Here is a 25,735-nt window from a genome sequence, read left to right on the forward strand (position 1 = left end):
GTTGATATTTACTAATTGTCAAATTGCTTACTTTTACGATATAATATTTTTTGATGCCACTTTATAGAGATTTTTCAGATGATAACGCGATGATTCTCCTTTGGAAATATGATGAAAAGGAAGAATTAAATTCTCAATTTTTAGTTGAGGAAGAGAATTATGACAAGATAAAAGATTATCACCCGACTAAAATGAAAGAACTTCTTTTGGTGCGGAAAATTCTGAAATCTGTCTTGCCTGATCACAAAATTCTCTACCAGGAAAGAACTCCTTATTTATTTCCGAATGATTTTGAAATTTCGGTAACGCATTCTTTTCCTTACGCGGCTTTGGCGATCTCAAAAAATAAAATTGGGATCGATATTGAGCCTTTTAATGAAAAGATCAAAAGAATTCAACACAAATTTTTGCATGAAGATGAAGCTGGTTTTATCGAAGAAGAAAAAGAAATTGCTTATCTAACGGTGATCTGGTCTTTGAAAGAAAGCCTGTACAAAATTCATCACTCTAATTACTGGTCGCTCAAAAAGCATTATGAAGTAAAACCTTTCAGTCTGGATTTTCCTTTCAATATTCAGTGCAGAGTCCATGACGAGAAGGTTTCAGATCTTTATAGTGCAAGAGTAGAATTTTTTGAAAATTATTGTTTTACTATTGTTGACTGATGTTCCGGTTCTATTTTTTCCGCCCCTTTTCTTTGTTCTTTGGCAACGTCGTAGATCAGTTCCAAGATTTCCTGTAAATTTTTCAATTCTGTGAGATGCGTGATTCGGTTGGGATCGCGCAGATTAGAAATTTCATTTTCGGTAATTTCTTTTTTTCGAATTTCCATTAATTTTTCTACAGAATCTTCTGGCTTCAGAGCGCTTTCTTCTCTAATGTTTTCATGAAATTTCTCCTGTTCCAGAAGTAAACTCGTTCGCAATAATTCAGCAGAAATTTTACGCTTCCAACTTTCAAAATCGATCTCTGGATAATCTTTCGCAGATTTTGGATATTGAGAGAATGATGCGATATAAGCCGTTATCAAATGCGCCGTATTCACAAACTGATGAATATTTTCGAGTTTTTTCTGCTGATTTTTGGGATCAGAAATCATTCGCTGGAAATTGTCAGAAAGATTGGCCAAGTCGATCACAGCATCTTTCCTTCGCAATTTGTATTCTTGAATTGCAGTGTTTTTATCATTAAAGAAATTCATGACCGCCGTGAAATATTTTAAATTGCTTTTCGCGGCTTTCTTCATTAAATCTAAATTCTGGGTATGTTCCCAAACCGGCAAGATGAAATAAGAAACTCCGAAAGCTACAATTCCGCCTATCGCTGTATCGAGAATTCTGTCTTTAAAAATCAGATTTACGTTTCCGGGTTTCAGAAAATTGAAACTTAAGAACACATAAATTGTCATAAAGAAAACTGCCCAAAAATAATTGGCTTTCAAAAAACTAAAGCACAAGATCATATTTAACATCAATAATGCAAAAAGAAAAGCGGTGTTCGAAATTCCAAATAAAATAAGATAGGCTACGACTGCACCTGCGACGGTACCGTATAAACGCAAAAGATTTCGATGTTTGGTGGTGGAATAAGCCGGTCGCATGATGGCAACGATCGTAATTAAGATCCAGTAAGAATGACCAATGCCGAGGAATTCTAACTTAGAAAATAAATAACCGATCAATAATGCCAGAACGATTCGGATCGAATGCCGGAACTGCGATGATTTCAAGGAAAAATTATTCCATAAAACCTTTAAATTTAATTTTTGAGTGCTCGGCAAGAATTTCTCCAGATCTAAACCTGTTGACAGACTTTTTGCCAACTTTTGATCCTGGCTGAACACTTTGTAAATGGTTTTTACTTCGTCTGTAAGGTCTGTGATACGGACTAAAATTAACCGCATTACCATAAAGTTTTCCAAATTACCGGAGTTCAATTTCTGATTGCGCAAGTCAAAATATTCTTCAAAAAGTTTATTGAGTTCGTCTTCAATTTGTAGAATAGGTTTTGCTTTGGAGCCACTTTGCAGTGCAATTCCGATATTGCTTAGTTCCTCCGAAAGTTTTTCCAGGTATAAACTGATTGATTTTAAAAAACCGGTGTCACCGAAACTCTCCTGAACTTTATTATAATCACTGTCTGAAGTCATTAACTTCTCATGAAGATCGATGGAGTTGAGAAACATCAACATCAATAATCTGCTGGTCGTCGTTGATTCATTGACGATTTTTCGTGTTTTGAAAACAGTTTCCCGCGTTTCTTCCTGTAGATTTTTAATTTTGATCTGTTCTGCAATTACTTCCGAATATAAACTGGCAAAATCAGGTTTGTCGAGGTAGAATTTAGATTTTATTTTCAGATAATCCGCAAGGAGAAGATAATTTTCGCCGATCATTTGTCCTGCTAATTTGTAGGGCTGAATTCGGGAAACTACAAGGAAAATAAGGAGATAACAGATAGAACCGGCTAAAAAGATGAGGGAACTTTTAATAATATTTGTACCTGTCAAATGACCATCAATAAAAATCGCCAAAACGACCAGAGATAAAGAACCGACTGCAGCAAGTCTTTGTCCGTAAACACCAATGATGGAAAAAAATAATCCAAAAACAACTATTTCTATATAAATAAGTGGCGGATAATCTTTAATAATACTCGCAATAAGCGCCACAAAAAAGAAGCACACAATGGCAAGAATCAGAGAGTTCCTTCTTCTCACAAAAGGGCCCGGTTGATCTGTTAATCCTACAAAACTCGTTGCAAGAGGGAAGAGAAAGAACTCTTTGAGCAAGCCGAAATAAGCGAAAATAATGCTTGGAACTACGATTGCCAAAGTAATTCGCACTGCCGAAAAGATATACTGGCTCGTTGCAAATTTTTTAAATTCTGTGGCGTAATTCATTATGTAAATTTAGGAGTTTAAGGTATAAAAAAAGTCTCAATTTCTTGAGACTTTATTATTTTAAAATTGAGAAGAATTAATAGTCTTGTGAATTTGAAGAATCTTCTCCAATATTCCATGTTAATCCGAATCTCAAAGTATTATCTAAAGCTGAATTAACTTTGGATGTATTGATTAAATAAGACATATCTAAACCGAAAGACTGGTATTTAAGACCAACCCCAACTGTTGCGTATTGTCTAGCTCCCTGTTCTTCACTTTCATGAAAATAACCACCTCTTATGGCGAAAGCATTGTCGTACTCATATTCTACAGCTCCACTAAACATTAAACTTTTTTGGTTGCTGAATGATTTTCCGATGCCATCAAGTACACCAACATTGGGAACGTTCCCCGTATTATCAGGTCCCGGAACCAAAATTTTTGAAGCTTCGAAATTTAATCCTACACGGTTTAGATCATCAACAAACAAATCGTAACCTGCACCTAACCTTGCCATGGTTGGAAGGTATGATCTAGATTCGTCGTTACCAGTATAATCTAACCTTGGTCCTAAATTCTGTATAGCAAAACCACCTCTCGCACGACCTTCAAAGTCATTAATACTTGCATGTTTCGGAGACATATAATATCCTGAAACATCTACTGCGAAAGAGTTTGCAGGCTTCAAAGTATTATCGGAGTTGAAACCACCCGACAAATCTGAACGGATAAATCTACCTGTAACTGCCATTGAATAATTATCGGTAAGCTTTAAACCATAAGCAACATCAATTGAAAATTCATTTGGTTTTGCTGTACCTAACTGAACTACTTCATTTCCAACATAATCTGTAAGATCTACAGAACCCATGTTGAAATAATAGATACTCGCAGAGATCGTTGATCTCTCTTCATCGCCCAAAAATTGGTGATAAGCACCATAAAGTAGAAATACATCATTGGTCAATTTACCCATGTAAGGAGTATAATTAATTCCGATCGCAGAAGTTGTTTTGCTGAATGGATATTTTGCGGCATTCCAAAACTGAGAGAAGGCATCAGTCGTCGTTGCAACTCCCTGATCTCCCATTCCTCCTGCTCTTGCATCTGGAGAAATCCGTAGAAAAGGTGCACCGGTAAGAACTGGCTGAATCTGCGAATACGCCACAACACTCAATCCTAATCCTAATCCTAAAAATAGTTTTTTAGTCAATGTCATAAAGTAAATTTTTTATCGTTATTTTTTTATTTTAATAGAACCATTTTCTCTACTGCCGTTGCAGTACCCTTACATTTATCTTGATTCTGGCTTTTTGCAAATATTTTAAAAATATAAGTTCCTTTTCCAACTGCGTCACCAAAATCATCATTACCATCCCATTCAATCGCAGTTCGCGGTGTTCTAAACCCCTGGAAAAAAGGTTCTGCCGTCACGGAGGTGCTTATTGTTTTTACTAATTTCCCTGTGATGGTATAGATCTGTACATTTACATCTAATATATCATCGCAGTTATGTTCAAACTGAACATAGGTTTTGTTCGTAAAAGGATTTGGCCAATTTAATAATTTATTAACTACTAAATTTTGGTTGGTTTCATCCTTAACTACAAAGTTTAACGTTTCAGTTGTAGAATTATTGTTGATGTCCCAAACTTTAAAACTTAATTGATGAGCTCCCGGTGCTAAGTTACGGAAAGGATAGCTGACATTTCCCTTTTGGTAATCTTTAAGCGAAGCATCAGTACAGCCATTTCCGTCCCCGGAAAAATAGAAGTCATTGAGTACAACGGTATCTACAATTTTACCATCTAAAATCGTGGTGATGTCGTGACCAATACCAGAACCTGTTGAGTTAATTCCCTTATCATCATTGACGCAAGCGAGAAGCAAAGGGTTTTGATCCGTAATTCCGCCATCTGCAAAATTGGTATTGTTCATGTACAATTTTACTTTCGGTGGAGTAGTATCGTTAATACCATCTGGATTAATTCCCCCAACCTTTTGAATCTGATTATTAAAAACATCAAATACTTTATTGTCAGCGTAGGCTAAAATTCTTCCGTCTCCAATTTCGTAATTAATATCTTTAGGCACATAAAATTCAACCGCGAAAACACCATTTACAGCAAGACCTGAAGATTTTACGATAGGACCATTTTCCTCTGAAAAATTAAGAACGGGTGTCATCTTCGGCTCATTGTCGTTATTTAATGTTTTCTTATTTAATCTCTTATCAAAGATATTAATTGCAACTCTGCCATTAAATGAGGTATCTATTGTACCATCTGCTTTATTAATATGCCCTTTAACGGTTACAAAATCAAGCGCGCGTAATTGTCCCGAAACTGGTGATTCAATCTGGTCAATATTGAGCAATCTTTTTGGGCGACTCAATTTCATTGCAGGATCTCCGAGATAATTTACTTTCAAATGGTTCGCATTTGTCTTCTTTTCTATTTTTGCTTTTAAAAATGCATCGCCAAGATTAGTGAAATCATCATTGACCAATTCAAAGATATGCTTGGTGAAAATTTGGGTAAATTCTTCGCCATAACCTACACCAATTGCACGGCTCGATGTAATCATTATTGCAGCGCCGCCTTGTTTTGATTTGATAACCTGTTCTCCTGCCGAAAATGTAGCAGGATCATCCCATAAAGTGAATTCACAAGTGATTGTAGAAACTAAAGGAAAACGCGTGTAAACGTTGTTGTAATTATTAAAATTCTGAATTTGATCAATTGTTAGTACTCGTTCCTGCGCCCAACCATTAATTCCTCCATGTCCGAAATAAAAGAGATAAAGACTGTTCCCAACATCATTAGAGATCGCTTGGTTAACCTGCGGATATCTTTGTCCACCCGCAGAAGTTTGAGCAGTGAAAGCGTCCAGATATAATTTCCGAACATTATATTCTTTTCTTAAAGTACCTGCTTCAAAATTATTGACCAGCGAAATGTTCATCGTATTGTGGAACGGAACTAAATTATCTGCATCATCATCTACGACAAAATCAAGTTTCATCCGCCATTCCCCAAAAGGGGTTGATTGTCCGGGAAGTGCATTGGTATATGCAAGCGTTTTATCAATCAACAATTTGGCTTCGGAAATATTTGCTGCAGGTAATCTACCGACTGGTAGATCGGGTAGGGTATCAGACAAAGCATACGTAGAAGGGCTTTGCAATGAAGTCATTCCGTAATAATCATCTGTCACAAAAGAATCGGCATAATTTCCACTCTCTTCACTTTCGTAAGACGGAATAATGTCTGACCCGGGGTTATTTTTCCCCTTGTAATCGTAAGAAGTATCACCAAGAATAAATAAATATTTTAATTTTCCACCTGGCGTATTGAGTTTCGTCGCGAAATCCCGAACTGCGGTAATATCTTTGCTGCCACTGCTGAATTCATTGTAAATTTTATTGATGTCGACTACAGCAACATTATATTTATTTTGATAGAAATTTGCAAGTCGTTGTGCCTGACCCATCATTTGCGGAACCGTGATCATCAAATAATCAATATTTTGTAATCCTGCGAGATCCTGATTTTCGATTTTTCCAACAAAAGAAGGTGCGAACGCATCACTGCTTTTAAATGCTACAAATTCGTTGACGAAAATATTATTGTTGGCGTTATAACCAAAAGCAAAATTCGATGTACTTCCGGATTTATTTACTTTTTTAGTGACATTGGTGATGTCGGAAACTTGCCATATTTGCTCTACAGAAGAGGCATCTGCAAGATTGAATGTGTAAGTGGTTCCACTTCCTTCATTAATATCATATCTCCGGAAATTCATCTGGGAGTTATTAAATTTTAAGTCCTCTTTATATTGAACCTCGGCGTAATCAAAATAAAATTTCCCATTCGGATTGCTGGACGTATTTGGCAGATAATTGAAAGTTAAAGTGTTTCCCTGTAAATTTGTAATGGTACCGGCAAACACTTTAGGGATGACAAATTCCTTTATTTCGTCTGAAGGAATCGCAGATATCTCTGAGTTTAAACCATTAATATTTCGTGTGATACTGTTTCCACTGGATTGGTAACCAATAACTCTGGTTCTGTATTTAATGACATCTGTAGATTGGATCGGGGATTTTGTAGTAAATGAAACCGCTTTACTTCCAGAAAATGAATCGCCTGTCCAGATTCTTCCGATTTTCATCAGATTAAATTTCTCCTCATTAATATACTGATAATCGTCATAACGACTAATGATATTCCCATTCACCGCTTCGTCCATTTCCTGGATTCTTTTTCCGGGGCCTAAATCAAAATTGATAAAGTAGTAGGCGAAATCATCATATATATTGATGAAATTATTTGATTTTTCAGTTCTGGTATCTATTCGGCGGTTTCCGTTTCCATTTGAATTTCCATCAGATTTATAAATATTGTAACCGTTTGGACCTTGAGCGTAAAAAAGTGCATAATCGTCATCGTTCCAAACACCATCATTTTCACCAATTACTTGAATCGCATCTTCCTGTAAAGCAGAAAATCGTGTATCCAGATTATGTTCAGGCAACATTAATCCCCCATTTCCATAAATTCTGAAATTTTTCGGATTGATATTGGAAGGATTAATGCCATTGTCACGCAAAAATTTCGACGTGATCTTGAAAACCCCGGATTTATCGACTTTAATTTTATAGAAATTTCCTGATTTTAAAGGATTATCGTTAGATCCAATTTTACCAGTTATTGATAATGCCGGATTCGCGTTTCCACCGCTTACAATACTAAAAGAAACCAATCGGAAAAGATTGTCTTTTTCTAATTTTAAGGTAGAGACTCTAATATTTGTCGTTTTTTCCTGAGTGTAAGGATCGGTATAATAGGAAACTGATGATTTTTCCTGCATCGGAATGCTGGACGTACTTACTTCAAAAATTTCTTTTGAGGTTATTTTTTCCCAAACAAAATTCCCTATTTTTTGATTACCACCCGAAAATTTTTCACTGGAACGAAAAAAGATAGAACCTTCTTCGTAAGCAAAACCTTCATTGGTAAAATATGGGACGGTTGTTTTATAACTTCCAAAATCAATGACTTTGCTTCCATTCCATTGAATATTAATGGTTTGTGCAGCAGCAAAAGAGAAAAACAAACTGGTTAAGACAAGAGTTAAGATGCGTTTCATGTGGTGTATAGTTTCACGGATACAAATTAAACGAAAAATAATAAATAATAATATGGTACAATAAAATTAAATTGTTAACGTTTTCCAAAAAAATCAATATTATAATTTGATTTATAAGATTATTTCTTTTTTCTTTGTACTTTGATAAATTCGATATAAACTATGAGCAAACTAAAGTTGTTTTCATTAATAATGCTAAGTTCTACCATTTTACTTATGAGTTGCGGCGGAAGCGGTGGCGGTAAAAAAGGTGGTGGTACAAAACGTTTTACCAGTAAGACCGGTTGGAAACCAAATGATCAAAAAGGTTGGTTTTTTACAGGAAAACAACAGAAACAGAAAGGGTGGCCGGGAATGGTTTATGTAGAAGGCGGAACCTTCACCATGGGACAGGTAAAAGATGACGTAATGCATGATTGGAATAATACTCCAAAAAGAATGCAGGTAAGTGCATTTTTTATCGGCGAAACTGAAATCACCAACTACGAATACAGAGAATATGTGACCTGGTTGAAATTTGTATTTCCACCATCTGATCCAAGTTTTAAAGAAATATACAAAGGCGCGCTTCCAGATACTTTGGTTTGGAATAATAAATTGTCAAGAAACGATTTTGCAGAAACCTATTTCAGACGACCAGAATATGATTATTATCCTGTTGTAGGAGTTTCCTGGTTGCAGGCTTCAAGATATTGCGACTGGTTGACTGATCGTGCAAACGAAAAAGCATTGATGGAACAAGGAGTTATTTCGAAAGATTTCTATACTAATGACGCGAATAATCAAGGAGCCAATTCCTTTAATTTAGATAAATTTAAAGCGAATGATCCTGAAATGGAAGCGTACATTAATACGCAAAGATTACAGCAAAAATCCGGGATCAAAACTTCGAATCAAAGAATTCTTGCTGCTAACCGTAATGCAACTGCAGGTGTTGTAGAAAAATTCAGACTTCCAACGGAAGTTGAATGGGAATTTGCGGCACTTGGAATGCAAAAAGAAAGAGAATACAATCTCTACACCAGCAAAAAACCTGAGATCCAAATGCTGAAAGGTAAAAAAGGAAAAAACCGGGGAATGTATCTTGAAAACTTTAAGCAAGGTAGAGGAGATTATTCTGGAGTTGCAGGATGGAAAAATGATGGTTCGCCAACAACTTCCGATGTTAAACAATATCCTTCGAATAATTTGGGAATTTTTGGAATGTTCGGTAACGTTTCTGAATGGACTGCCGATGTTTACAGACCAATTATAGATGAAGATGCAAGTGATTTTAATTATTACAGAGGAAATGTTTCCAAAGAAGTGGTAAAAAATGCTGATGGAACATTCAAGAAAATTGAAGCAGCGAAATACGATACGCTTTCTGACGGAAGATTAGTGTATAAAGGCTTACCAGGACAATATGAGAGAGAAACAGTTGCTGATAACAGAAACTTTAGAGACGGAGATTTCCAGTCATCTCTTGATGCAGGTTATGGTAAAGAAGAAGACAGTACAACAGCAGGTTACAATATGTACAATTCTAAGCAGAAACGATTTATTGTTGATGATAGAGGTAGAGTAGTTATGCAAAAAGATAAAGTATCCAGGACCACCAGAATTTCTAATGAGGTACGTGTAATCAAAGGAGGTTCCTGGTTAGATGGATCTTACTGGTTAGATCCGGGTCAAAGAAGATTCCGTGAAGAAGGAAAATCTTACGGATGGGTTGGTTTCCGAGTATCGCAAGATGCTAAATCAACTGGAAAAGGTAGAACAAAAAGATAATTTTATTTAAAATATTTTAATAATCCTTCTGTAATTGCAGAAGGATTTTTTATTTTTGGAGAATGAATGCAGCCACTTTTTATCCCATTTTTCTACAAGCCGGGAAAGTAACCATCGACAACAGAAAAATTGAAAGAAATGATATTTTCTTTGCTTTTTCCGGAGAGAATTTTAACGCTGCAACTTTGGCAGAAAAAGCCATCGACCAGGGAGCTTTAGCAGTTATTGTAGAACAAAAAGCCTTTGAAAATACTGAGCGTAATATATTTTACGTTTCTTCTACTGTACAATTTTTGCAGGAATTAGCTCTTTTGCACAGAAGCCGTCTCAAAATTCCGATCATTGCTCTAACCGGAAGCAACGGAAAAACGACGACCAAAGAAATTATTCACGAGGTCCTGTCGCAAAAGTATAGCGTTCAATACACTTTTGGAAATCTCAATAATCATATTGGTGTCCCTCTAACTTTACTTTCTATCAAACCGGAACATGAAATTGCCGTTGTAGAAATGGGAGCGAATCACCAGAAGGAAATAGAAATGCTTTGTAAAATTGCACAACCGAATTTAGGATACATCACCAACTTCGGTAAAGCACATCTTGAAGGTTTTGGAGGAGTTGAAGGCGTTATTAAAGGGAAATCTGAAATGTATGACTATCTGATAGAAAACAAGCAAACCCTTTTAGTGAATGAAAATGATCCCATTCAAGTAAAGAAAACAGAAGATTATTCTCCTAAAATTACTTTTGGTAAAGAAAATTCTGACTATCAATTCGAAGAATTTTCGACGCAGAATTTTGTAGGATTATCTTTTAAAGGAAATCAAGCACAGTCCCATTTAACAGGTAATTACAATTTTACCAATCTTTGTGCGGCGGCGAGTTTAGGATTTCATTTTAACGTCGGTTTTGAAGACATTAAAAAAGCCATTGAAAATTATATCCCGACCAATATGCGGTCGCAGATTTTAGAAAAGGACGGAAAGGTTTTTGTGCTCGATACATACAATGCCAATCCGAGTTCTATGGCTGAATCGCTTAAAAATTTCAGCACGTTCGACGGCACAAAAACAATTATTATCGGTGATATGTTAGAATTAGGCGCAGATTCAGAAACTGAACATCAGGCGATTCTGGACTTAGCGCAAAAGCTGCATTTTGATGAAATGATCACCGTTGGAAATCATTTTACAAACGTCAATCAAAATTCGGGGTCTTTTCTGAATTCTGCAGAGCTTTCAGCTTATTTAAAGGAGCATTCAATTTCTTCAAAAAATATTTTATTAAAAGGATCGCGCGGAATTGCTTTAGAGCAAATTCTGGAATTTATTCATTAACTTAAATTCCAGTAATCATTCAGGACAAGTTTAATATTCTGAAAAGTCATTGGCAAAACTTCTCTGTTGATCATCTCTTCATTTTTCCAGGTAACTTCCGAAATTCCTTCTTCGATTTGAGGAACAGGCGTTTCGTTTCCGACGTAGGTCATTTTGAACCAATAGGTAGTTTTTAAAATCTTTTCTCCATTTCGTTCGGTGTAAATGTGAAACGTATTGTTGAGGAATTCTTCTAAAATTAATTCTTTTAAACCCGTTTCTTCTTCAACTTCCCGAAGCGCCGCCTGTTCCAAAGATTCATCTTTTTCTATTTTCCCTTTCGGCAGATCCCATTTGCCCATTCGCCGGATAAACAGCAGTTCGTCTTTTTTGTTTTTTACAAGACCACCTGCAGCTTCAATAACTTTGAACATGTGCGTGAAATCTTCCCAAATTTCCTCAATATTTTCCCCGTAAACATTCATTTCTGAGCATGAGGTGTTTTCTAAAAGATCAACTGCAATTTCTAAAGTTGCAAAACCTTCGAAGCGCAAATTTTTTTGAATGTCTTCAGGATACTTACTTAAAGTTAATTTTTTTTCATTCACAAAAACTTTATACATTTGCAACGTTTTAATTAATACAAAAATATAAAAATGAATTTAGAAGGACGCAAGATTATTGTAAATAAATCAGTGAATGAATTGGTAGAATTGTTGAAAAATCCTGAAGATTATAAAACATTAATGCCGGATTCATTACAAAGTTTTGAAGTTCGCGATAATGGTTTTAAATTTAGCTTGAAAGGAATGCCCGAAATTGCCCTGAAAATTGAAGAAGTTACAGAAAATCAGGTGGTTTTGAAATCTGCAAGTTCAAGCTTAGAATTTTCTTTGAAAGGAATGTTTAATGCGATCAGCGAAAATCAAACTGAAGTTCAATTGCTTTTTGAAGGCAATTTTAATCCGTTCATTAAAATGATGGTTGAAAAGCCCCTTCAGAATTTTATTAATTCGCTAACCGACAATATCGAAAAGATTTAAATACAACTTTATAAAAATTAAAATCCCCAAAATAATTCATTTTGGGGATTTTTATTATTGGGTGTAACTGGCAAATGCTTCTTCCAAACTACCGTATCTCCCCTTAAATTCCTCAATATTCGAATCCTGGATAATGTTTCCCTCATGAATCAAAATTACGCGGGAACAGAGCGCTTCTACTTCCTGCATGATGTGGGTGGAAAGGATGATCGTTTTTTCTTTTCCGATCTGTTTAATTACGTTTCTAATCTCTATGATCTGATTGGGATCTAAGCCATTTGTCGGTTCATCTAAGATCAGTAGATCAGGGGAATGTAAGATCGCTTGAGCCAGACCAACTCGCTGCTGATAACCTTTTGACAATTGGGAGATTTTCTTAGATTTTTCAGGTGTGATCCCAACCAAGTCAATAACTTCCTCAATTCGTTCTTTTGAAATTTGATGTAGATCAGCGACGAAATTTAAATATTCTTTTACATACATTTCGCTATACAAAGGATTATTTTCCGGGAGAAAACCCATTTTCTTCTTTACGCTAATTTCATCTACCCGAATATCTTTTCCATCAAATAAGATCTCACCATCATCAATTTTCAATGCACCTACGATAGATTTCATCAACGTGGATTTTCCGGCACCGTTTGGACCTAATAAACCTATTATCTCGTTGTTGTTGATTTCGATATTAATATTATTCAGAGCGATCTGTTCGCCGAATTTCTTGCTAAGATTGATGATTCGTAGTGACATAAACTTAATTTGAAGACTGCAAATTTAGGAAAATGAAGTAGAAGTTTTTGTGATAAATAAAAATAGTCATTAATAATGTTTAATAAAAAAGACCCAATAATTATTCCCAGTCTATAAAGAAAAAAGGAAGAGTCATAAATTTTCTGTGAACGTCCGGATTAAAATCCCGAAGCCTTAACAATTTGATCTCCATTTGAAACAAAAAAAACCTCCACAAATAAATGTGAAGTTTTTAAGTGAGCGCGACAGGATTCGAATGCCGACAGATCGGCACTGGCTCTGTGACCGTCCCGATTAAAAATCGGGATGCTCTATCTAGTTTTACATTTTATTTTAAACAAAAAAAACTCCACAAATAAATGTGAAGTTTTTAAGTGAGCGCGACAGGATTCGAACCTGTGACCGTCTGCTTAGAAGGCAGATGCTCTATCCAGCTGAGCTACGCACCCAAAATATTGGGGTTTTTGAACTTATCTCTGGGAAGATGAAGTCTCTAAAAAAAGAAAACTCTCGAAAGAGTTTTCTATAAAGTCGGGGCGGCAGGATTCGAACCTGCGACCTCCTGGTCCCAAACCAGGCGCGATGACCGGACTACGCTACGCCCCGAATAATTTTTTTGTGAAAGTTGCGGAGAGTAAGGGATTCGAACCCTTGGTACAGTTTCCCATACGCTTGTTTAGCAAACAAGTCCTTTCGGCCACTCAGGCAACTCTCCATTGCAATATTTATAAGAGCTTCTGTTCTGTAATTGCGAGTGCAAATATAGAAAAGTTTTGCCTACTAACCAAAATAATTTCCTAAAAAATATTTGTATTTTTGACATTATTTTTAACAAAATTTTTACAACTATGCGTAAGCCATTATATATCATTTCTTTAAGTTTTCTTATTGTTTCCTGTGGAAGTCAAAAAAATATTCAAAAAGTGGTTACAAAACCAACTTTACCCAAAACGATGCCTGCAAACCCACCAGTTTCTGTTGCAAAACCTAAAATTGTGCATGAAGGGGGAGTGGATTTTTACAAGGAAAATATTGCAGATGCCACCAAAAATGATAATACGATCAGTTACGGTTCTATCGTTTCTGCAAATCCGAACGGTTACAATGTTGTAAAAACTTATTTTCCTGCAGTCGGGCAAAATTTTAGACAGAAATATATTATTTTACATTACACTGCTTTGGATGATGATAAGTCTGTCGCGGTTCTTACCCAGCAATCGGTGAGCGCGCATTATCTTGTCAATAACTTGGGTGACAGAGAAATTTATCAGCTGGTTGATGAGAATAAACGAGCTTACCACGCAGGAATTAGCGCCTGGAGAACGGATAAGATGCTCAACGATACTTCTATAGGGATCGAAATTGTCAACAGTGGTTACAAAACAGATTCCACAGGAACGCGCGTTTTCCCGGAATTTGACGATGCACAGGTTCTCAAAATCGCAGCTTTAGTGAAAGATATCGCGAACAGATATATGATTCCGGCGACGAATATTTTAGGACATTCTGATATTGCGCCGACAAGAAAGCAAGATCCAGGTCCAAAATTCCCCTGGAAAAAATTATACAAAGACTATCAACTCGGAATGTGGTACGACGAAGCTACAAAACAGAATTTCATTAGTCAGATCATTCCGGAAACTTTTGGGGCAGAGATGAGTACCGCACAATCTATTTTCAAATACCAAACTGCTTTGAAGACTTTAGGATATGGTCTAGAACCATCGGGAACGATCGATGATGCCACCAAAAAAACGATCGAAGCTTTTCAATATCATTTCAGACCGGAAAAATATGACGGTTTGATGGATGCGGAAACCTGGTCAATTTTGCAAGCTTTGAATCAAAAATATCCTAATAAATAAATCTTCTTTAATTTCAATTGAATTATTCAAATTGAATTAAAGAAATTTCAACGAAAACCATAAACGGACGACCATATTTCGTCCGTTTTTTACAAGAGGAAATTGAAAACTCATTTTAAAATCCGACAAAAAAATCTTAACTTTTCAACAAATTATTTTTATGGAAAATTTCAGAAATGAAAGTGATCTTTTAGGAACTTTACAGGTTCCTGCAAACGCATATTACGGTGTTCAAACACAGAGAGCGATTGAGAATTTTAAAATATCCGGTCAGTATCTTTCTTCCTATCCACACTTTATCAGAGGTTTGGCAATGGTGAAAAAAGCAGCTGCTAAAACAAATTACGAATTAGGTTTGCTGGAAGAAGGTCTTTATCAGAAAATTGCGCAAAGTTGCGATGAGTTGATGGAAGGTAAATTTCACAATGAATTCCCTATTGATATGATTCAGGGTGGAGCGGGAACTTCTGTGAATATGAATGCCAATGAAGTAATTGCTAATATTGTCTTAGAAAAATTAGGAAAAGAAAAAGGCGATTACCAATTTTGTTCGCCAAACGATCATATCAATCTTTCGCAATCAACAAACGATGCATATCCAACCGCGATAAAAATGGCTTTGTTGCAGATGAACAAAGAATTGGTTGAGAAACTAAAGAAAACAATTGCAGCTTTTCGCCAAAAAGGCGTTGAATTCAACGATGTGATCAAAATGGGAAGAACGCAGCTTCAAGACGCCGTTCCGATGACAATGGGTCAGGAATTCGAAGCGTATGCCGCGACTCTGGAAGAAGATATTTCAAAATTGAACAACAACGCTCACCTTTTTGTTGAAATAAATATGGGTGCAACTGCGATCGGAACAGGAATTAATGCTCCGGTTGGTTATGCCAAATTGTGCGCGAAAAACTTAGCTCAGATTTCTGGTTATCCTGTTGTTTCTGCACCAAATTTGGTCGAAGCAACTCCTGACACTGGTTCTTATGTCATCTACTCTTCGGCAATGAAAAGACTTGCGGTGAAACTTTCTAAAATTTGTAATGATTTGAGATTGCTTTCTTCCGGTCCAAGAGCAGGTTTTTTTGAAATCAATCTTCCGCCAATGCAACCTGGATCTTCAATTATGCCCGGAAAAGTGAATCCAGTAATTCCGGAGGTTGTTAATCAGGTTTGTTATAAAGTTTTTGGAAACGATTTAACGGTGACTTTCGCCGCCGAAGCCGGGCAATTACAACTCAATGTAATGGAGCCCGTTTTGTCGCATGCTATTATGGAAAGTATGAATTTCCTTGGGAATGCGTTAGATACTTTAAGAGAAAAATGTATTGTTGGAATTACTGCCAATAAAGAAATTTGCCTCAATATGGTTAAACACAGCATCGGAATTGTGACAGCGTTGAATCCTTACATCGGATATAAAAATTCTACAGAAATAGCGAAAGAAGCTTTAGCAACAGGAAACAGTGTATATAATTTAGTTTTAGAGAAAGGAATTCTTTCTCAGGAAAAATTAGATGAAATTTTGGATCCTAAAAATATGTTGAAACCGCATCAGTTTTAATTGATATCAAAATTTTCAATTATAAAATTTTTTAAGTAAACCAATGACAGGATCGATTAAAATGACAGGTGCAGCCATATTTCAGACAAATAAGTTCACAGATAAAGCAGGATTTTCTTACGAATCGGTAATCGATGACAAAAATGGAGTTCGAATTTACGCCCTAAAAAATGGGTTGAAAGTTTACCTTGCTCAAAATTTCGATGCTCCAAAAATTCAAACTTATATTCCCGTAAAAACTGGAAGCAATAATGATCCGTCCGACAATACAGGTTTGGCGCATTATCTGGAGCATATGATGTTCAAAGGAACGTCTAAATTAGCTTCGGCGAACTGGGAGAAGGAAAAACCACTTTTGGAGGAAATTTCCAACCTTTATGAGCAACATAAAGCGGAACAGGATCCAGAGAAAAAGAAAGAACTTTATAAAAAGATTGACGAAGTTTCGCAGGAAGCCAGCAAGTTTGCCATCGCGAACGAATATGATAAAGCGATTTCGTCGCTCGGAGCTTCGGGAACAAATGCGCATACCTGGCTCGATGAAACGGTTTACAAAAATAATATTCCGAATAATGAGTTAGAAAAATGGCTGAAAGTTGAGAAAGAAAGATTTTCTGAACTCACTTTAAGATTATTCCATACTGAACTGGAAGCGGTTTACGAAGAATTTAACCGTGCCCAAGATAACGACGCTCGTTTGGTGAATTATGAATTGATGGACGCACTTTTTCCCAAACATCCAAATGGTCAACAAACGACTTTGGGGAAATCGGAACATCTGAAAAATCCATCCATGGTCGCGATTCACAAATATTTTGATGAATATTATGTTCCCAACAATTACGCAATGGTTTTGGTGGGAGATTTAGATTTTGAGAAAACGATCGAATTAGTCGATCAATATTTCGGAACTTTTCAATACCGTAAACTTCCAGAAAAGACGAAGATTTCTGAAGAGCCAATGACCGAAATTGTAGAAAGAACGGTAAAAAGTCCGTCTGCACCGAGATTACAAATGGCGTGGAGAACTGATTCTTATGGAACACATGAAGCCAGACTTGCTGAAATGGTTGCCAATATTTTATCAAATTCAGGCGAATCTGGATTGATCGATCTAAATATCAATCAAGGTCAAAAAGCTTTGCGCGCCATGGCTTATTCGTCGCCTTTCAAAAATTATGGAACTTTTTCGATGGTTATTGTACCGAAAAATGAGCAAACTTTAGAAGAAGCAAAACAATTATTGCTCGATCAGATCGAATTGGTGAAAAAAGGCGATTTCCCCGAGTGGCTTATTCAGGCGGTAATCAACGATATGAAGATCCAGAGAATGAAAGCCTTTGAAACCGCAGATGGTTTGGCGACAACACTTTATGGCGTTTTTATCAATGACCAAACCTGGGAAGAAGAGTTGAATGAAATTAATGAATACGAGACGATTACAAAAGCAGATATTGTACAATTTGCGAATGATTTTTTCAAAGAAAATTATGTCGTTGTAAAAAAAGAAAAAGGGATCAATGATAAATTGGTTCGTGTAGAAAACCCCGGAATTACGCCTATTAAGATAAATAAAGATGCACAGTCTTCATTTTTAAAAGAAGTTTTAAAGGAAAGATCCACTGATATTAAACCTGAATTTATTGATTATTCAACAGCCATTAAAACCGCTCAAATTAAAGGTAAGGAAGTAAGTTTTGTTGAAAATAAATACAATGATGTTGCACAGGCTTATTTTATTTTCCCTTTCGGAAGCGATCATGACAAAGAGCTCGGTTTGGCAACTCAGGTTTTGCAATACTTAGGGACTGATAAATTAAATGCAGAAGAACTCAACGAGGAATTTTTTAAACTGGGGATTTCCAATGATTTCCGAACGATTTCAGATCAGCTCATTATTTCAATCAGCGGTTTGGAAGAAAATTTGCCGCAAGGAATTGAATTGTTGAAAGACTGGATGCAAAATGCAAAACCTGATGAAGAAGTTTATCGTCAGAACATCAATACTATTTTAGAAAGTAGGGAAGTCGCTAAAAAAGACAAGGGTAGAATTATGGCGGCGCTTTCCAGTTACGCGAAATTCGGCAGGGAATCCCGTTTTACAGATATCATTTCTGAAAAGAGACTGAAGGAAATTAATTCGGAGGAGATGACGGAAAAAGTTAAAGACTTGCTTCAAATGCCTTATCAAATTTTCTTTTACGGAACTGACTTTGATCATTTTCAAAAATATGTAAAGCCTTTTATTGAGGAAGAAATTATAGCAATTCCACCAAAAAAAATATATGAAGAACCTGCGACTGAAGGAAAAATTTATTTTACCAATTACGATATGGTTCAAACTGAAATGACCAAAGTCGCAAAAGGAAGCAATGTGAACCTGAAAAACTTCGGAAAAATAAAATTATTTAATGAATATTTTGGGCGTGGATTATCTTCAATTGTCTTCCAGGAAATTCGGGAGAGTAAGAGTTTGGCGTATTCTGCGTACGTTTCTTACGCCACTAACAGTGAACTCGATCATCCGGATTATATCACCACTTATGTGGGAACTCAGGCCAATAAATTATCACAAGCAGTCATTGCGATGGATGAATTAATGGCTGATCTACCGCAAGTTCCGGCTCAGTTTAATAATGCTAGAAATTCGGCTTTAAAACAAATTGCTGCGGCAAGGGTGAACCGAACCAATATTTTCTTTAATCATTTAAATTTAAAGAAATTAGGAATTGATTACGATATCAGAAAAGATATCTATTCCGAAATTGAAGAACTGACCTTAGCAGATTTAACCGATTTTTATACTAAAGAAATGAAACCGTTGAAATATAATACTGCAATCATCGGTAAAAAAGAGAATCTCGATTTTGAAGCTCTAAATAAAATGGGTGATTTTAGAGAATTAAGTCTGGAAGAAATTTTCGGATATTAAAAACAAAATCAATAACGATAATAATAAAAAGATGAAATTTTACTTTCATCTTTTTTTATTTTGTGCCGTTTAAGAAATAAATATGGATTAATTTTGTTTATTAAATAAATAATTCCTTGTTTTCAAAATATCTTATAATAATTTTTGCAATTTCTCTTCCTGTAATTTTATTCGGTCAGGAAAATTTACCTTTTACAAATGATCAATATAGTGGAATAAACGCTGCATTAGTTTCGCCAACACAAACTTTTCTTAATCCAAATCCCTGGGATATTAATTTATTTGCAGAAGATGTTTTTTTGCAAAATGATTACGTTTATATTTCGCAGCAAAGCTTTTTGGGGCTTCGAAATACGCCAACAAGATCACGCAATAAAATAAAAAATATTAATGGAGAAAATACCGCAAGTGTCGTAGATTTTTTCAATAAAGATTTCGGTAATTACCATTTCAGTTCCGATATTTTAGGACCTTCTTTCAGTAAAAAAATCCAAATTAAAGATAAATATTTCACAGTCGGTTTGTTCTCAAGATTACGAACACAAACTTCTGCAATTAACGTTGATAATTACTTAAAATTTGGCAATCAAGGAATTGTAGAACCGGAGTTTTATTCTTTAAAACCCTTGCAAATTAATTTTATGAACTGGGGCGAAATTGGTCTTAATGTCGCTACAGAAATATTTCCTTATTCCGATTACCAATGGATTGTAGGCGCAAATGTTAAATATGAGATCGGTTTTGATGCTTTGCAGGTGAACAGTAATTCACCGATCGAGCTGCACAGGACTTCGGAGATCACAAACGGAGTCGATACGAAAACCATCTATGCGTCGAATTATGACATTGAAGTTAACCTCGCAACCAATTATAATTTTGACAAAAAACGTTATGAATACAAGCAAAAAGGGAAAGGATTTGGTTTAGATTTCGGAATTGCAGTTGTTGATCCTATTGAAAATTCTGATGATTATAATTTTAAAGCCAGCTTAAATATTCTGGACCTTGGAAAAGTCAATTATGACGGTGAAAAACATTTGTTTGCAGGAAATAGCATCAAAGTAGTTAATAATACGAATCTTGATAACACCAAATTTAAAAGTCCTGATCAATATTTTCAGCTTTTAAGCAAAGAAGTTTATGGCAATGAAAATGCCTCTTTTCGTGGCAACGATTTTCAGATGGGATTACCGACGAGCATTCATTTAAACGCTAGTAAAAACGTTGGCGAGCATCAGTATGTCAATGCAGACTGGATTCAGCGGATCCCAGTTTTCGAAAATTCTTTAAAGAGAAGCAATGTTTTTTCAGCTTCCTATTCTGTTCATAAGCCAGTTTTAGGTTACGGTGCCTCAATGTATTTGTATGAATATAGAAGTCTTCAATTCGGTGGATATTTGAGATTTGGACCTTTAATTTTAGGCAGTTCTAATGTTTTACCTTTACTTTTTAATCAGAAAAAACTGCATTCCGGTGATTTCTATATTGCGTTAAAAATCTATCCTTTTTGGGATAATGAAATGAAAAGACACCGTCGGGCAAACTGTAATTGTGATTAAAAATCGATTAATTTAACTGGGAAAATTGATGATTTTCAAATAAAGGGTGATTACACTCTTGTTTAGACTCGCTGGATTGCAGATATTTGCAATGTAAAACATAATAACTTTACATTTTTTCATTAGAATTTAAACTAGAAACCATGAAAACTAAAACTCCGGAGGTAAGTCCGGAGTTTTTTTGTGAGAAAAATTATTGATTTCCACTTGACAATTTTGAGATCAACATTTTTTCATATAACCAAAAAAAAATCCCGTGAAAATTATCCCGTGAATTATTATTACTAATTTTGGCGGATTATTTCACCACTTTCATCTCATTGATCAACCATTTTGCATCTGCATATTTGTCGATGATGAAAAGGATATATTTCGTATCGACCATAATATTTCGGCTGAAACGGGGATCGAAATTGATGTCGCTCATCGTTCCTTCCCATTGTCTGTCGAAGTTAAGACCAATTAAATTTCCATAAGCATCCAAAGTTGGACTACCCGAATTTCCGCCGGTCGTATGATTTGTCGCGGTAAAATTTACAGGAACATCGCCGCTTTTGTCTTTATAAATTCCATAATCTTTCGTATTATAAAGTTGGATCAGTTTTTTTGGAACATCAAATTCATAATCTCCAGGAACATATTTTTCCATAATTCCCGCAATATGCGTTTGGTAACCGTACGTTACAGCATCTCTTGGACTGGAACCTTTGATCTTTCCATAAGTTACACGAAGTGTAGAATTCGCGTCTGGAAAGAAAGTTCGGTTTTTATCCGTTTCCATCTGCTGTGCCATATATTTTTTCTGCAAAACATCGATTTGATTTTGATAATCACTGAACTGAGAATCTGTCCCTTTCATGTACGTTTCTCTAAAATTCATGAAGAGTTTCATCAACGGATCATTTTTTAGATTTTTAATTAAAGCATTCTGATCTGCGAAAACTTTATTAATATCAGTATAAGTTGTTGCGCCATTGATAGAACCGCGTCCTGTAATTACGGAGTTTTTTGAGAGCTTTTCAATATCGGCAAGATTTTTTGCTTCATTTTTATATTGATCGAAACCTGAAGGTAAAAATTTAGATTGTGTTTTATTTGCATAAAGCGCCAATAATTTTGCGGTTACTTTCGCATCCAATTCACCATCGTAATCCTCATAGATCCCGGATAATCTGGATTTAAAACCTTCTAAAGCTTTAGCATCCATTTTACCGGATTCTGCCGCCTGCATATAATTGTAGAAGTTATTGGCGAGAGAAAGCGTTTCTGCATTTCGAACCGTCTCAGAATAAAAAGATTTATTCAAAGAGTATGGAGATTGCTCTGTGTAAAGTCGGTTCAACTCGTCGATCGTTGATTTGATCTGTGGATTTTTCGCAATTAAAGTCTGCTCGTACGCTTTCTTTTTTCCGACCGCATCCGATTTTTTCAAACCTTCGACTTCGCCGATCCATTTTTTCCAGTAATTAGCTACAGAGGCGTATTTCGAAGCATATTTAATTCTCGTTGCATTGTCCGAACGCATTTTTTCATCTAAAGTTTTCAGGGCAACTTCACGAACCGCGATCATGGTTGGATCAGTTTCCGTCATTATTTTTTCTACCGCAATTGCCGGTAAATATTCAGTCGTTTTTCCTGGAAATCCGAATACGAAGGTGAAATCATTTTCCTGCTTGTCTTTAATGGAAACGGGTAAGAAATATTTTGGTTTGTACGGAACATTGTCTTTCGAATATTCTGCCGGTTTATTGTCTTTATCCGCATAAATTCTAAACATAGAGAAATCTCCCGTATGTCTTGGCCAAACCCAGTTATCGGTATCTGAACCAAATTTCCCAATACTTTGCGGCGGTGCTCCAACCAAACGAATATCCTTGTAAGTTTCGATGAGATAAGCGTAATATTTATTGCCATAATACATCGGACGAATCATTAATTTTTGCCAAGGCTCTAATTTGAAACCAGATTTTACGGATTCCATATTTTTTTTAATGAGTTCTTCAGAAGCTTTTGCATCTAAATTCTGAGTTCCTGCTAAGACTTGTGCGGTAACTTCTTTAATGTCTGAGATAAAATCAACCGTAACTCCCGGATTTGGCAGTTCACCATTCATATCTTTCGCCCAGAAACCATCGCTTAAATAATCATGTTCAACACTCGAATGTTTCTGAATTTGCCCGTAACCACAATGGTGATTCGTTAGAAGCAAACCTTGCGGAGAAATAATTTCTGCGGTACAACCACCATTAAACTGAACAACAGCATCTTTTATGCTTGGTTTAGAAGTATCGAAGATCTGTTTTGCAGAAATTTTCATTCCTAAATCTTTCATTTCTTTTTCATTGAGTTCCGTGGGAATCCACATTCCGCCGTACTGTTGCGCGAATGCCATCACCGCCGGAAATAATACTGCTGAGAGTAAAATATGCTTTCTTTTCATTTTAAAAATTTGCCCTAAAAATAAGGAAATTTTAGGAAACAAATTTGGCGTAACTTTAGGGAAGATTTTATGGTTTTATCTTTTAATATTGAATGATTTTAACTTTTAAAAATAAATTGAATTGAGATCTTTAATTGAGGTTGATAGTAATTCCATAAATATTAATTTTGAGAAAAATGAAGTCTTCAATTTAATGAGGTATAATTTTTGAGTCGAAACAGATAAATTAAAACATGGAGCTTTCTCAACAAATTACCTGGCTTTTTATCCTTGCCATTCCTATTGCTTGTGTCGCGTGGACGGTGACGCACGAAGAAATTTTTAAAGAACCTCGGTCATATTGTGTAGAAAAATCGCAGGAATGTAAAAAACTCGTTCAAAGAAAATTTTTCTATCTTTTCACCTGTGAATATTGTTTCAGTCATTATGTTACCGCGATATTTCTGATCATTACAGAATATAAATTGCTTTATGACGATTGGCGGGGTTATATTGTTTCCCTTTTTGCTTTGGTATTTGTAGCCAATGTTTATATGAGCCTTTTTGCTTTTTTGAGACAAAGTTTGAAAGCTGAAAAAATCGAAGCGAAGTTGAAAGATAATGAGTGGCACGAGGTAAAAGAAGAAATAGAAAATAAGAACAAATAAATTAATAATATGAAAAATACAGAGAGACTACAAAAGTATCAGTTTGAAAATTACACTTATGTCACCAATTTCGAAAGATTTGAAGACGCAGAAGAATATGCAGCGGAAAATGCAGGAGAAATTGTTGAAGTTGGTTTTACCGATGGTGCCGATAATCCTGAAATGAATTCTGACGGTCATTTAATGGCGACAAGAAATACGTTTAGAGTAGGTTTAGATCCTGAATATGAAGTGCTGTATTCTGATGATCCAAGATTTCAGGAAATGGCAGAAGATATTTTAGAAAATATGAAGGAAAAAGAAAATGATGTCTTGCCAGAAGACTGGATTTCTGACCAGAACATCGCATCAGGTGATCGCATCATCATCATTAAAAACGGAGAAGTGAATACCGTGACGACGAGAGAAAGAATTAAATTCCTCATGCGCGGAAATGTTTATGAGATCGCGGTGAAAATTGCTAATTCTCAGACAGAGAAACTTTAAAGTTTTGATTTCAAAATATTTCGGCGACAGTTTATCTGTCGCCGAATTTTTTTTTAAAAGCATAATCAAATTCTCCTTGTCGAAGCTGATGTTTTAAATTTCGCTTGTTTCGTTTCTCACGATCTCCGCTTTTGCCGCCAATTCTTTCGGGTCTTCTTCCGTATCGTAAAATAACCATTCGACCGCTCTTGGAAATTCCTGCGACCAGAAAAATTCCTGATGTCTACCTTCGTTATTAATGCTGATCTTAAATTCAAACTGCAGCGAATGCGAATCTTCCCAACCTTCCATGGTTTTTTCGAAAAGATCCATTCTTTCGGTCATTTCAGAACCTTCCAGTTCGCCACCATACAAATAAACTTTAATATCATAAGGATTTTTGAAATTCATTTGCGGATAATTATTCTCCGGATTGATCCAAAGCGAAGGGGAGAAGATCATCAGTTTCGAATAAACTTCCGGATACAAAAATCCACTGTAGATACTGATCAAAGCACCCAAAGAACTTCCACCAATTCCAGTAAATTCCCGCTCCGGTTTTGTACGATAAACAGAATCAACATAAGGTTTTAAAGTATCTGCAAGAAAACGAATGTATTTTTTGCCTTCTGCATTTTCCGTGATCGAATTATTATCTAAAACGTATTCTTTAATTCGGTCTTCACTACCATTTTCGATGGCAATGATGATGACGTCGCCTCGTCCGTATTCCGCGAGGATTGACATTTTCTGATCTATTTCCCAGTTTCCAAAAGCCGAACCTTCATTAAAAAGATTTTGAGCATCATGAAGATAAAGAACGGGATAATCTTTTTTAGTTTTATGATAATTGTAGGGTAGAAGTGCCCAGATCTTTCTTGTTCGGTTCAACTGTGGAATAAAAAATTTCTCAGAAATTATTTCAACAATTGGGAAGAATTCTTTTTTGAACGGTCCCCAGTTTACACGCCATCTTTCGACATGATCTTCTTTTTCGCTGTCCGATTTATTCGCTTTTCTGTTGGGCGTAATATTTCCGAAACGGTCGATCTCTACATTTCCCCAACCTCCGCGCGTATATTTATATTCAATCGCCTCCGGAAGTTTCTCATCGTCAATATCGATGGTATAAGAATTTGTATCGATAAGTTTAAGTTGAAAAGCTAAATCTTTCGGATCCCATTTGTTAAAATTACCGGTAATAAATACGGGTCTGTCGTCATCTTCATTAGATATTATCGTAAAATTCATTTCTTGTTCTGCTGTTTTTTGAAGGTCTAAAAATAAGAATTTTAATTTGTAAATGTTTCTGTCCTGGAAAATGCAATTCGTTTTCTTTTTTACGTAATGAT

Annotated in this window: 17 protein-coding genes and 3 tRNA genes; 10 read left to right on the forward strand and 10 right to left on the reverse strand. The window is 35.7% G+C overall.

The window, feature by feature from the left end; genetic code table 11:
- The first annotated feature begins 53 nt into the window (after positions 1–53).
- Positions 54–665: a 4'-phosphopantetheinyl transferase family protein gene (locus tag IV494_RS00755; RefSeq protein ID WP_196078268.1), complete on the forward strand. Its 612-nt coding sequence runs from the start codon at positions 54–56 to the stop codon at positions 663–665.
- On the opposite strand, the gene IV494_RS00760 is transcribed toward IV494_RS00755, so the two are convergent.
- From IV494_RS00760 to porU, 3 genes are all read right to left on the reverse strand, one after another.
- Entirely contained in the window at positions 641–2,902 is a 2,262-nt protein-coding gene (locus tag IV494_RS00760; protein ID WP_196078269.1) for an FUSC family protein, read from the reverse strand. The two genes, IV494_RS00755 and IV494_RS00760, sit on opposite strands and share 25 nt — an antisense overlap.
- 76 nt (positions 2,903–2,978) lie before the next feature.
- Positions 2,979–4,103, reverse strand: a complete 1,125-nt coding sequence (gene porV, locus IV494_RS00765) for a type IX secretion system outer membrane channel protein PorV (protein ID WP_196078270.1) — start codon at positions 4,101–4,103, stop codon at positions 2,979–2,981.
- A 26-nt stretch (positions 4,104–4,129) separates the two neighbouring features.
- On the reverse strand, positions 4,130–8,035 hold the full coding sequence (gene porU / locus IV494_RS00770; RefSeq protein WP_196078271.1) for a type IX secretion system sortase PorU: 3,906 nt from the start codon (positions 8,033–8,035) through the stop codon (positions 4,130–4,132).
- A gap of 162 nt (positions 8,036–8,197) precedes the next feature.
- Between porU and gldJ the strand changes: the two genes are divergently transcribed.
- Complete coding sequence (gldJ, locus tag IV494_RS00775; protein ID WP_196078272.1) at positions 8,198–9,805, forward strand: gliding motility lipoprotein GldJ; 1,608 nt, start codon at positions 8,198–8,200, stop codon at positions 9,803–9,805.
- 62 nt (positions 9,806–9,867) lie between these two features.
- Complete coding sequence (locus tag IV494_RS00780) at positions 9,868–11,142, forward strand: UDP-N-acetylmuramoyl-tripeptide--D-alanyl-D-alanine ligase (RefSeq protein WP_196078273.1); 1,275 nt, start codon at positions 9,868–9,870, stop codon at positions 11,140–11,142.
- On the opposite strand, the gene IV494_RS00785 is transcribed toward IV494_RS00780, so the two are convergent.
- A complete protein-coding gene (locus tag IV494_RS00785) occupies positions 11,139–11,744 on the reverse strand; it encodes an NUDIX hydrolase (protein ID WP_196078274.1) in 606 nt (201 codons plus the stop codon). The genes IV494_RS00780 and IV494_RS00785 overlap by 4 nt on opposite strands.
- 33 nt (positions 11,745–11,777) lie before the next feature.
- Between IV494_RS00785 and IV494_RS00790 the strand changes: the two genes are divergently transcribed.
- Entirely contained in the window at positions 11,778–12,164 is a 387-nt protein-coding gene (locus IV494_RS00790) for an SRPBCC domain-containing protein (RefSeq protein ID WP_039352108.1), read from the forward strand.
- 54 nt (positions 12,165–12,218) lie between these two features.
- Here IV494_RS00790 and IV494_RS00795 read toward each other — a convergent pair whose 3' ends face one another.
- From IV494_RS00795 to IV494_RS00810, 4 genes are all read right to left on the reverse strand, one after another.
- On the reverse strand, positions 12,219–12,914 hold the full coding sequence (locus IV494_RS00795; protein ID WP_196078275.1) for an ATP-binding cassette domain-containing protein: 696 nt from the start codon (positions 12,912–12,914) through the stop codon (positions 12,219–12,221).
- Between the two features lie 375 nt (positions 12,915–13,289).
- A tRNA-Arg gene (locus tag IV494_RS00800) sits at positions 13,290–13,363 on the reverse strand.
- A gap of 82 nt (positions 13,364–13,445) precedes the next feature.
- Positions 13,446–13,520, reverse strand: a tRNA-Pro gene (locus IV494_RS00805).
- A 22-nt stretch (positions 13,521–13,542) separates the two neighbouring features.
- Positions 13,543–13,629, reverse strand: a tRNA-Ser gene (locus IV494_RS00810).
- 133 nt (positions 13,630–13,762) lie between these two features.
- Here IV494_RS00810 and IV494_RS00815 point away from each other — a divergent pair.
- The 4 genes from IV494_RS00815 (at position 13,763) to IV494_RS00830 (ending at position 20,831) form a co-directional block, all read left to right on the forward strand.
- Entirely contained in the window at positions 13,763–14,779 is a 1,017-nt protein-coding gene (locus IV494_RS00815; protein WP_196078276.1) for an N-acetylmuramoyl-L-alanine amidase, read from the forward strand.
- A gap of 160 nt (positions 14,780–14,939) precedes the next feature.
- Positions 14,940–16,340 (forward strand): aspartate ammonia-lyase, encoded by a 1,401-nt coding sequence (aspA, locus tag IV494_RS00820; RefSeq protein WP_196078277.1) that lies wholly within the window; start codon positions 14,940–14,942, stop codon positions 16,338–16,340.
- Between the two features lie 43 nt (positions 16,341–16,383).
- Complete coding sequence (locus IV494_RS00825) at positions 16,384–19,272, forward strand: M16 family metallopeptidase (RefSeq protein WP_394368389.1); 2,889 nt, start codon at positions 16,384–16,386, stop codon at positions 19,270–19,272.
- Between the two features lie 116 nt (positions 19,273–19,388).
- Positions 19,389–20,831, forward strand: coding sequence for a hypothetical protein (locus IV494_RS00830; RefSeq protein WP_196078278.1), 1,443 nt, complete (start codon positions 19,389–19,391; stop codon positions 20,829–20,831).
- A gap of 298 nt (positions 20,832–21,129) precedes the next feature.
- Here the strand turns inward: IV494_RS00830 and IV494_RS00835 are convergent, their stop codons facing one another.
- The gene (locus IV494_RS00835) at positions 21,130–23,271 is read right to left on the reverse strand and encodes a S46 family peptidase (RefSeq protein ID WP_196078279.1); all 2,142 of its coding nucleotides are present in this window, start codon (positions 23,269–23,271) and stop codon (positions 21,130–21,132) included.
- 233 nt (positions 23,272–23,504) lie between these two features.
- On the opposite strand from IV494_RS00835, the gene IV494_RS00840 reads away from it, so the two are divergent.
- Complete coding sequence (locus IV494_RS00840; RefSeq protein ID WP_196078280.1) at positions 23,505–23,918, forward strand: hypothetical protein; 414 nt, start codon at positions 23,505–23,507, stop codon at positions 23,916–23,918.
- 9 nt (positions 23,919–23,927) lie between these two features.
- Positions 23,928–24,404, forward strand: coding sequence for a hypothetical protein (locus tag IV494_RS00845; protein WP_196078281.1), 477 nt, complete (start codon positions 23,928–23,930; stop codon positions 24,402–24,404).
- Positions 24,405–24,497: 93 nt separating this feature from the next.
- Here IV494_RS00845 and IV494_RS00850 read toward each other — a convergent pair whose 3' ends face one another.
- Positions 24,498–25,634: an alpha/beta hydrolase gene (locus IV494_RS00850; RefSeq protein WP_196078282.1), complete on the reverse strand. Its 1,137-nt coding sequence runs from the start codon at positions 25,632–25,634 to the stop codon at positions 24,498–24,500.
- Positions 25,635–25,735: the final 101 nt, after the last annotated feature.

Source organism: Kaistella gelatinilytica (genome assembly GCF_015679325.1).
GTDB lineage: Bacteria > Bacteroidota > Bacteroidia > Flavobacteriales > Weeksellaceae > Kaistella > Kaistella gelatinilytica.

Bases quoted from the DNA above. Each gene is read 5' to 3' on its own strand.
- IV494_RS00755 (WP_196078268.1), top strand. From the start codon at position 54: ATGCCACTTTATAGAGATTTTTCAGATGATAACGCGATGATTCTCCTT.
- IV494_RS00760 (WP_196078269.1), bottom strand. From the start codon at position 2,902: ATGAATTACGCCACAGAATTTAAAAAATTTGCAACGAGCCAGTATATC.
- porV (WP_196078270.1), bottom strand. From the start codon at position 4,103: ATGACATTGACTAAAAAACTATTTTTAGGATTAGGATTAGGATTGAGT.
- porU (WP_196078271.1), bottom strand. From the start codon at position 8,035: ATGAAACGCATCTTAACTCTTGTCTTAACCAGTTTGTTTTTCTCTTTT.
- gldJ (WP_196078272.1), top strand. From the start codon at position 8,198: ATGAGCAAACTAAAGTTGTTTTCATTAATAATGCTAAGTTCTACCATT.
- IV494_RS00780 (WP_196078273.1), top strand. From the start codon at position 9,868: ATGAATGCAGCCACTTTTTATCCCATTTTTCTACAAGCCGGGAAAGTA.
- IV494_RS00785 (WP_196078274.1), bottom strand. From the start codon at position 11,744: ATGTATAAAGTTTTTGTGAATGAAAAAAAATTAACTTTAAGTAAGTAT.
- IV494_RS00790 (WP_039352108.1), top strand. From the start codon at position 11,778: ATGAATTTAGAAGGACGCAAGATTATTGTAAATAAATCAGTGAATGAA.
- IV494_RS00795 (WP_196078275.1), bottom strand. From the start codon at position 12,914: ATGTCACTACGAATCATCAATCTTAGCAAGAAATTCGGCGAACAGATC.
- IV494_RS00815 (WP_196078276.1), top strand. From the start codon at position 13,763: ATGCGTAAGCCATTATATATCATTTCTTTAAGTTTTCTTATTGTTTCC.
- aspA (WP_196078277.1), top strand. From the start codon at position 14,940: ATGGAAAATTTCAGAAATGAAAGTGATCTTTTAGGAACTTTACAGGTT.
- IV494_RS00825 (WP_394368389.1), top strand. From the start codon at position 16,384: ATGACAGGATCGATTAAAATGACAGGTGCAGCCATATTTCAGACAAAT.
- IV494_RS00835 (WP_196078279.1), bottom strand. From the start codon at position 23,271: ATGAAAAGAAAGCATATTTTACTCTCAGCAGTATTATTTCCGGCGGTG.
- IV494_RS00840 (WP_196078280.1), top strand. From the start codon at position 23,505: ATGGAGCTTTCTCAACAAATTACCTGGCTTTTTATCCTTGCCATTCCT.
- IV494_RS00845 (WP_196078281.1), top strand. From the start codon at position 23,928: ATGAAAAATACAGAGAGACTACAAAAGTATCAGTTTGAAAATTACACT.
- IV494_RS00850 (WP_196078282.1), bottom strand. From the start codon at position 25,634: ATGAATTTTACGATAATATCTAATGAAGATGACGACAGACCCGTATTT.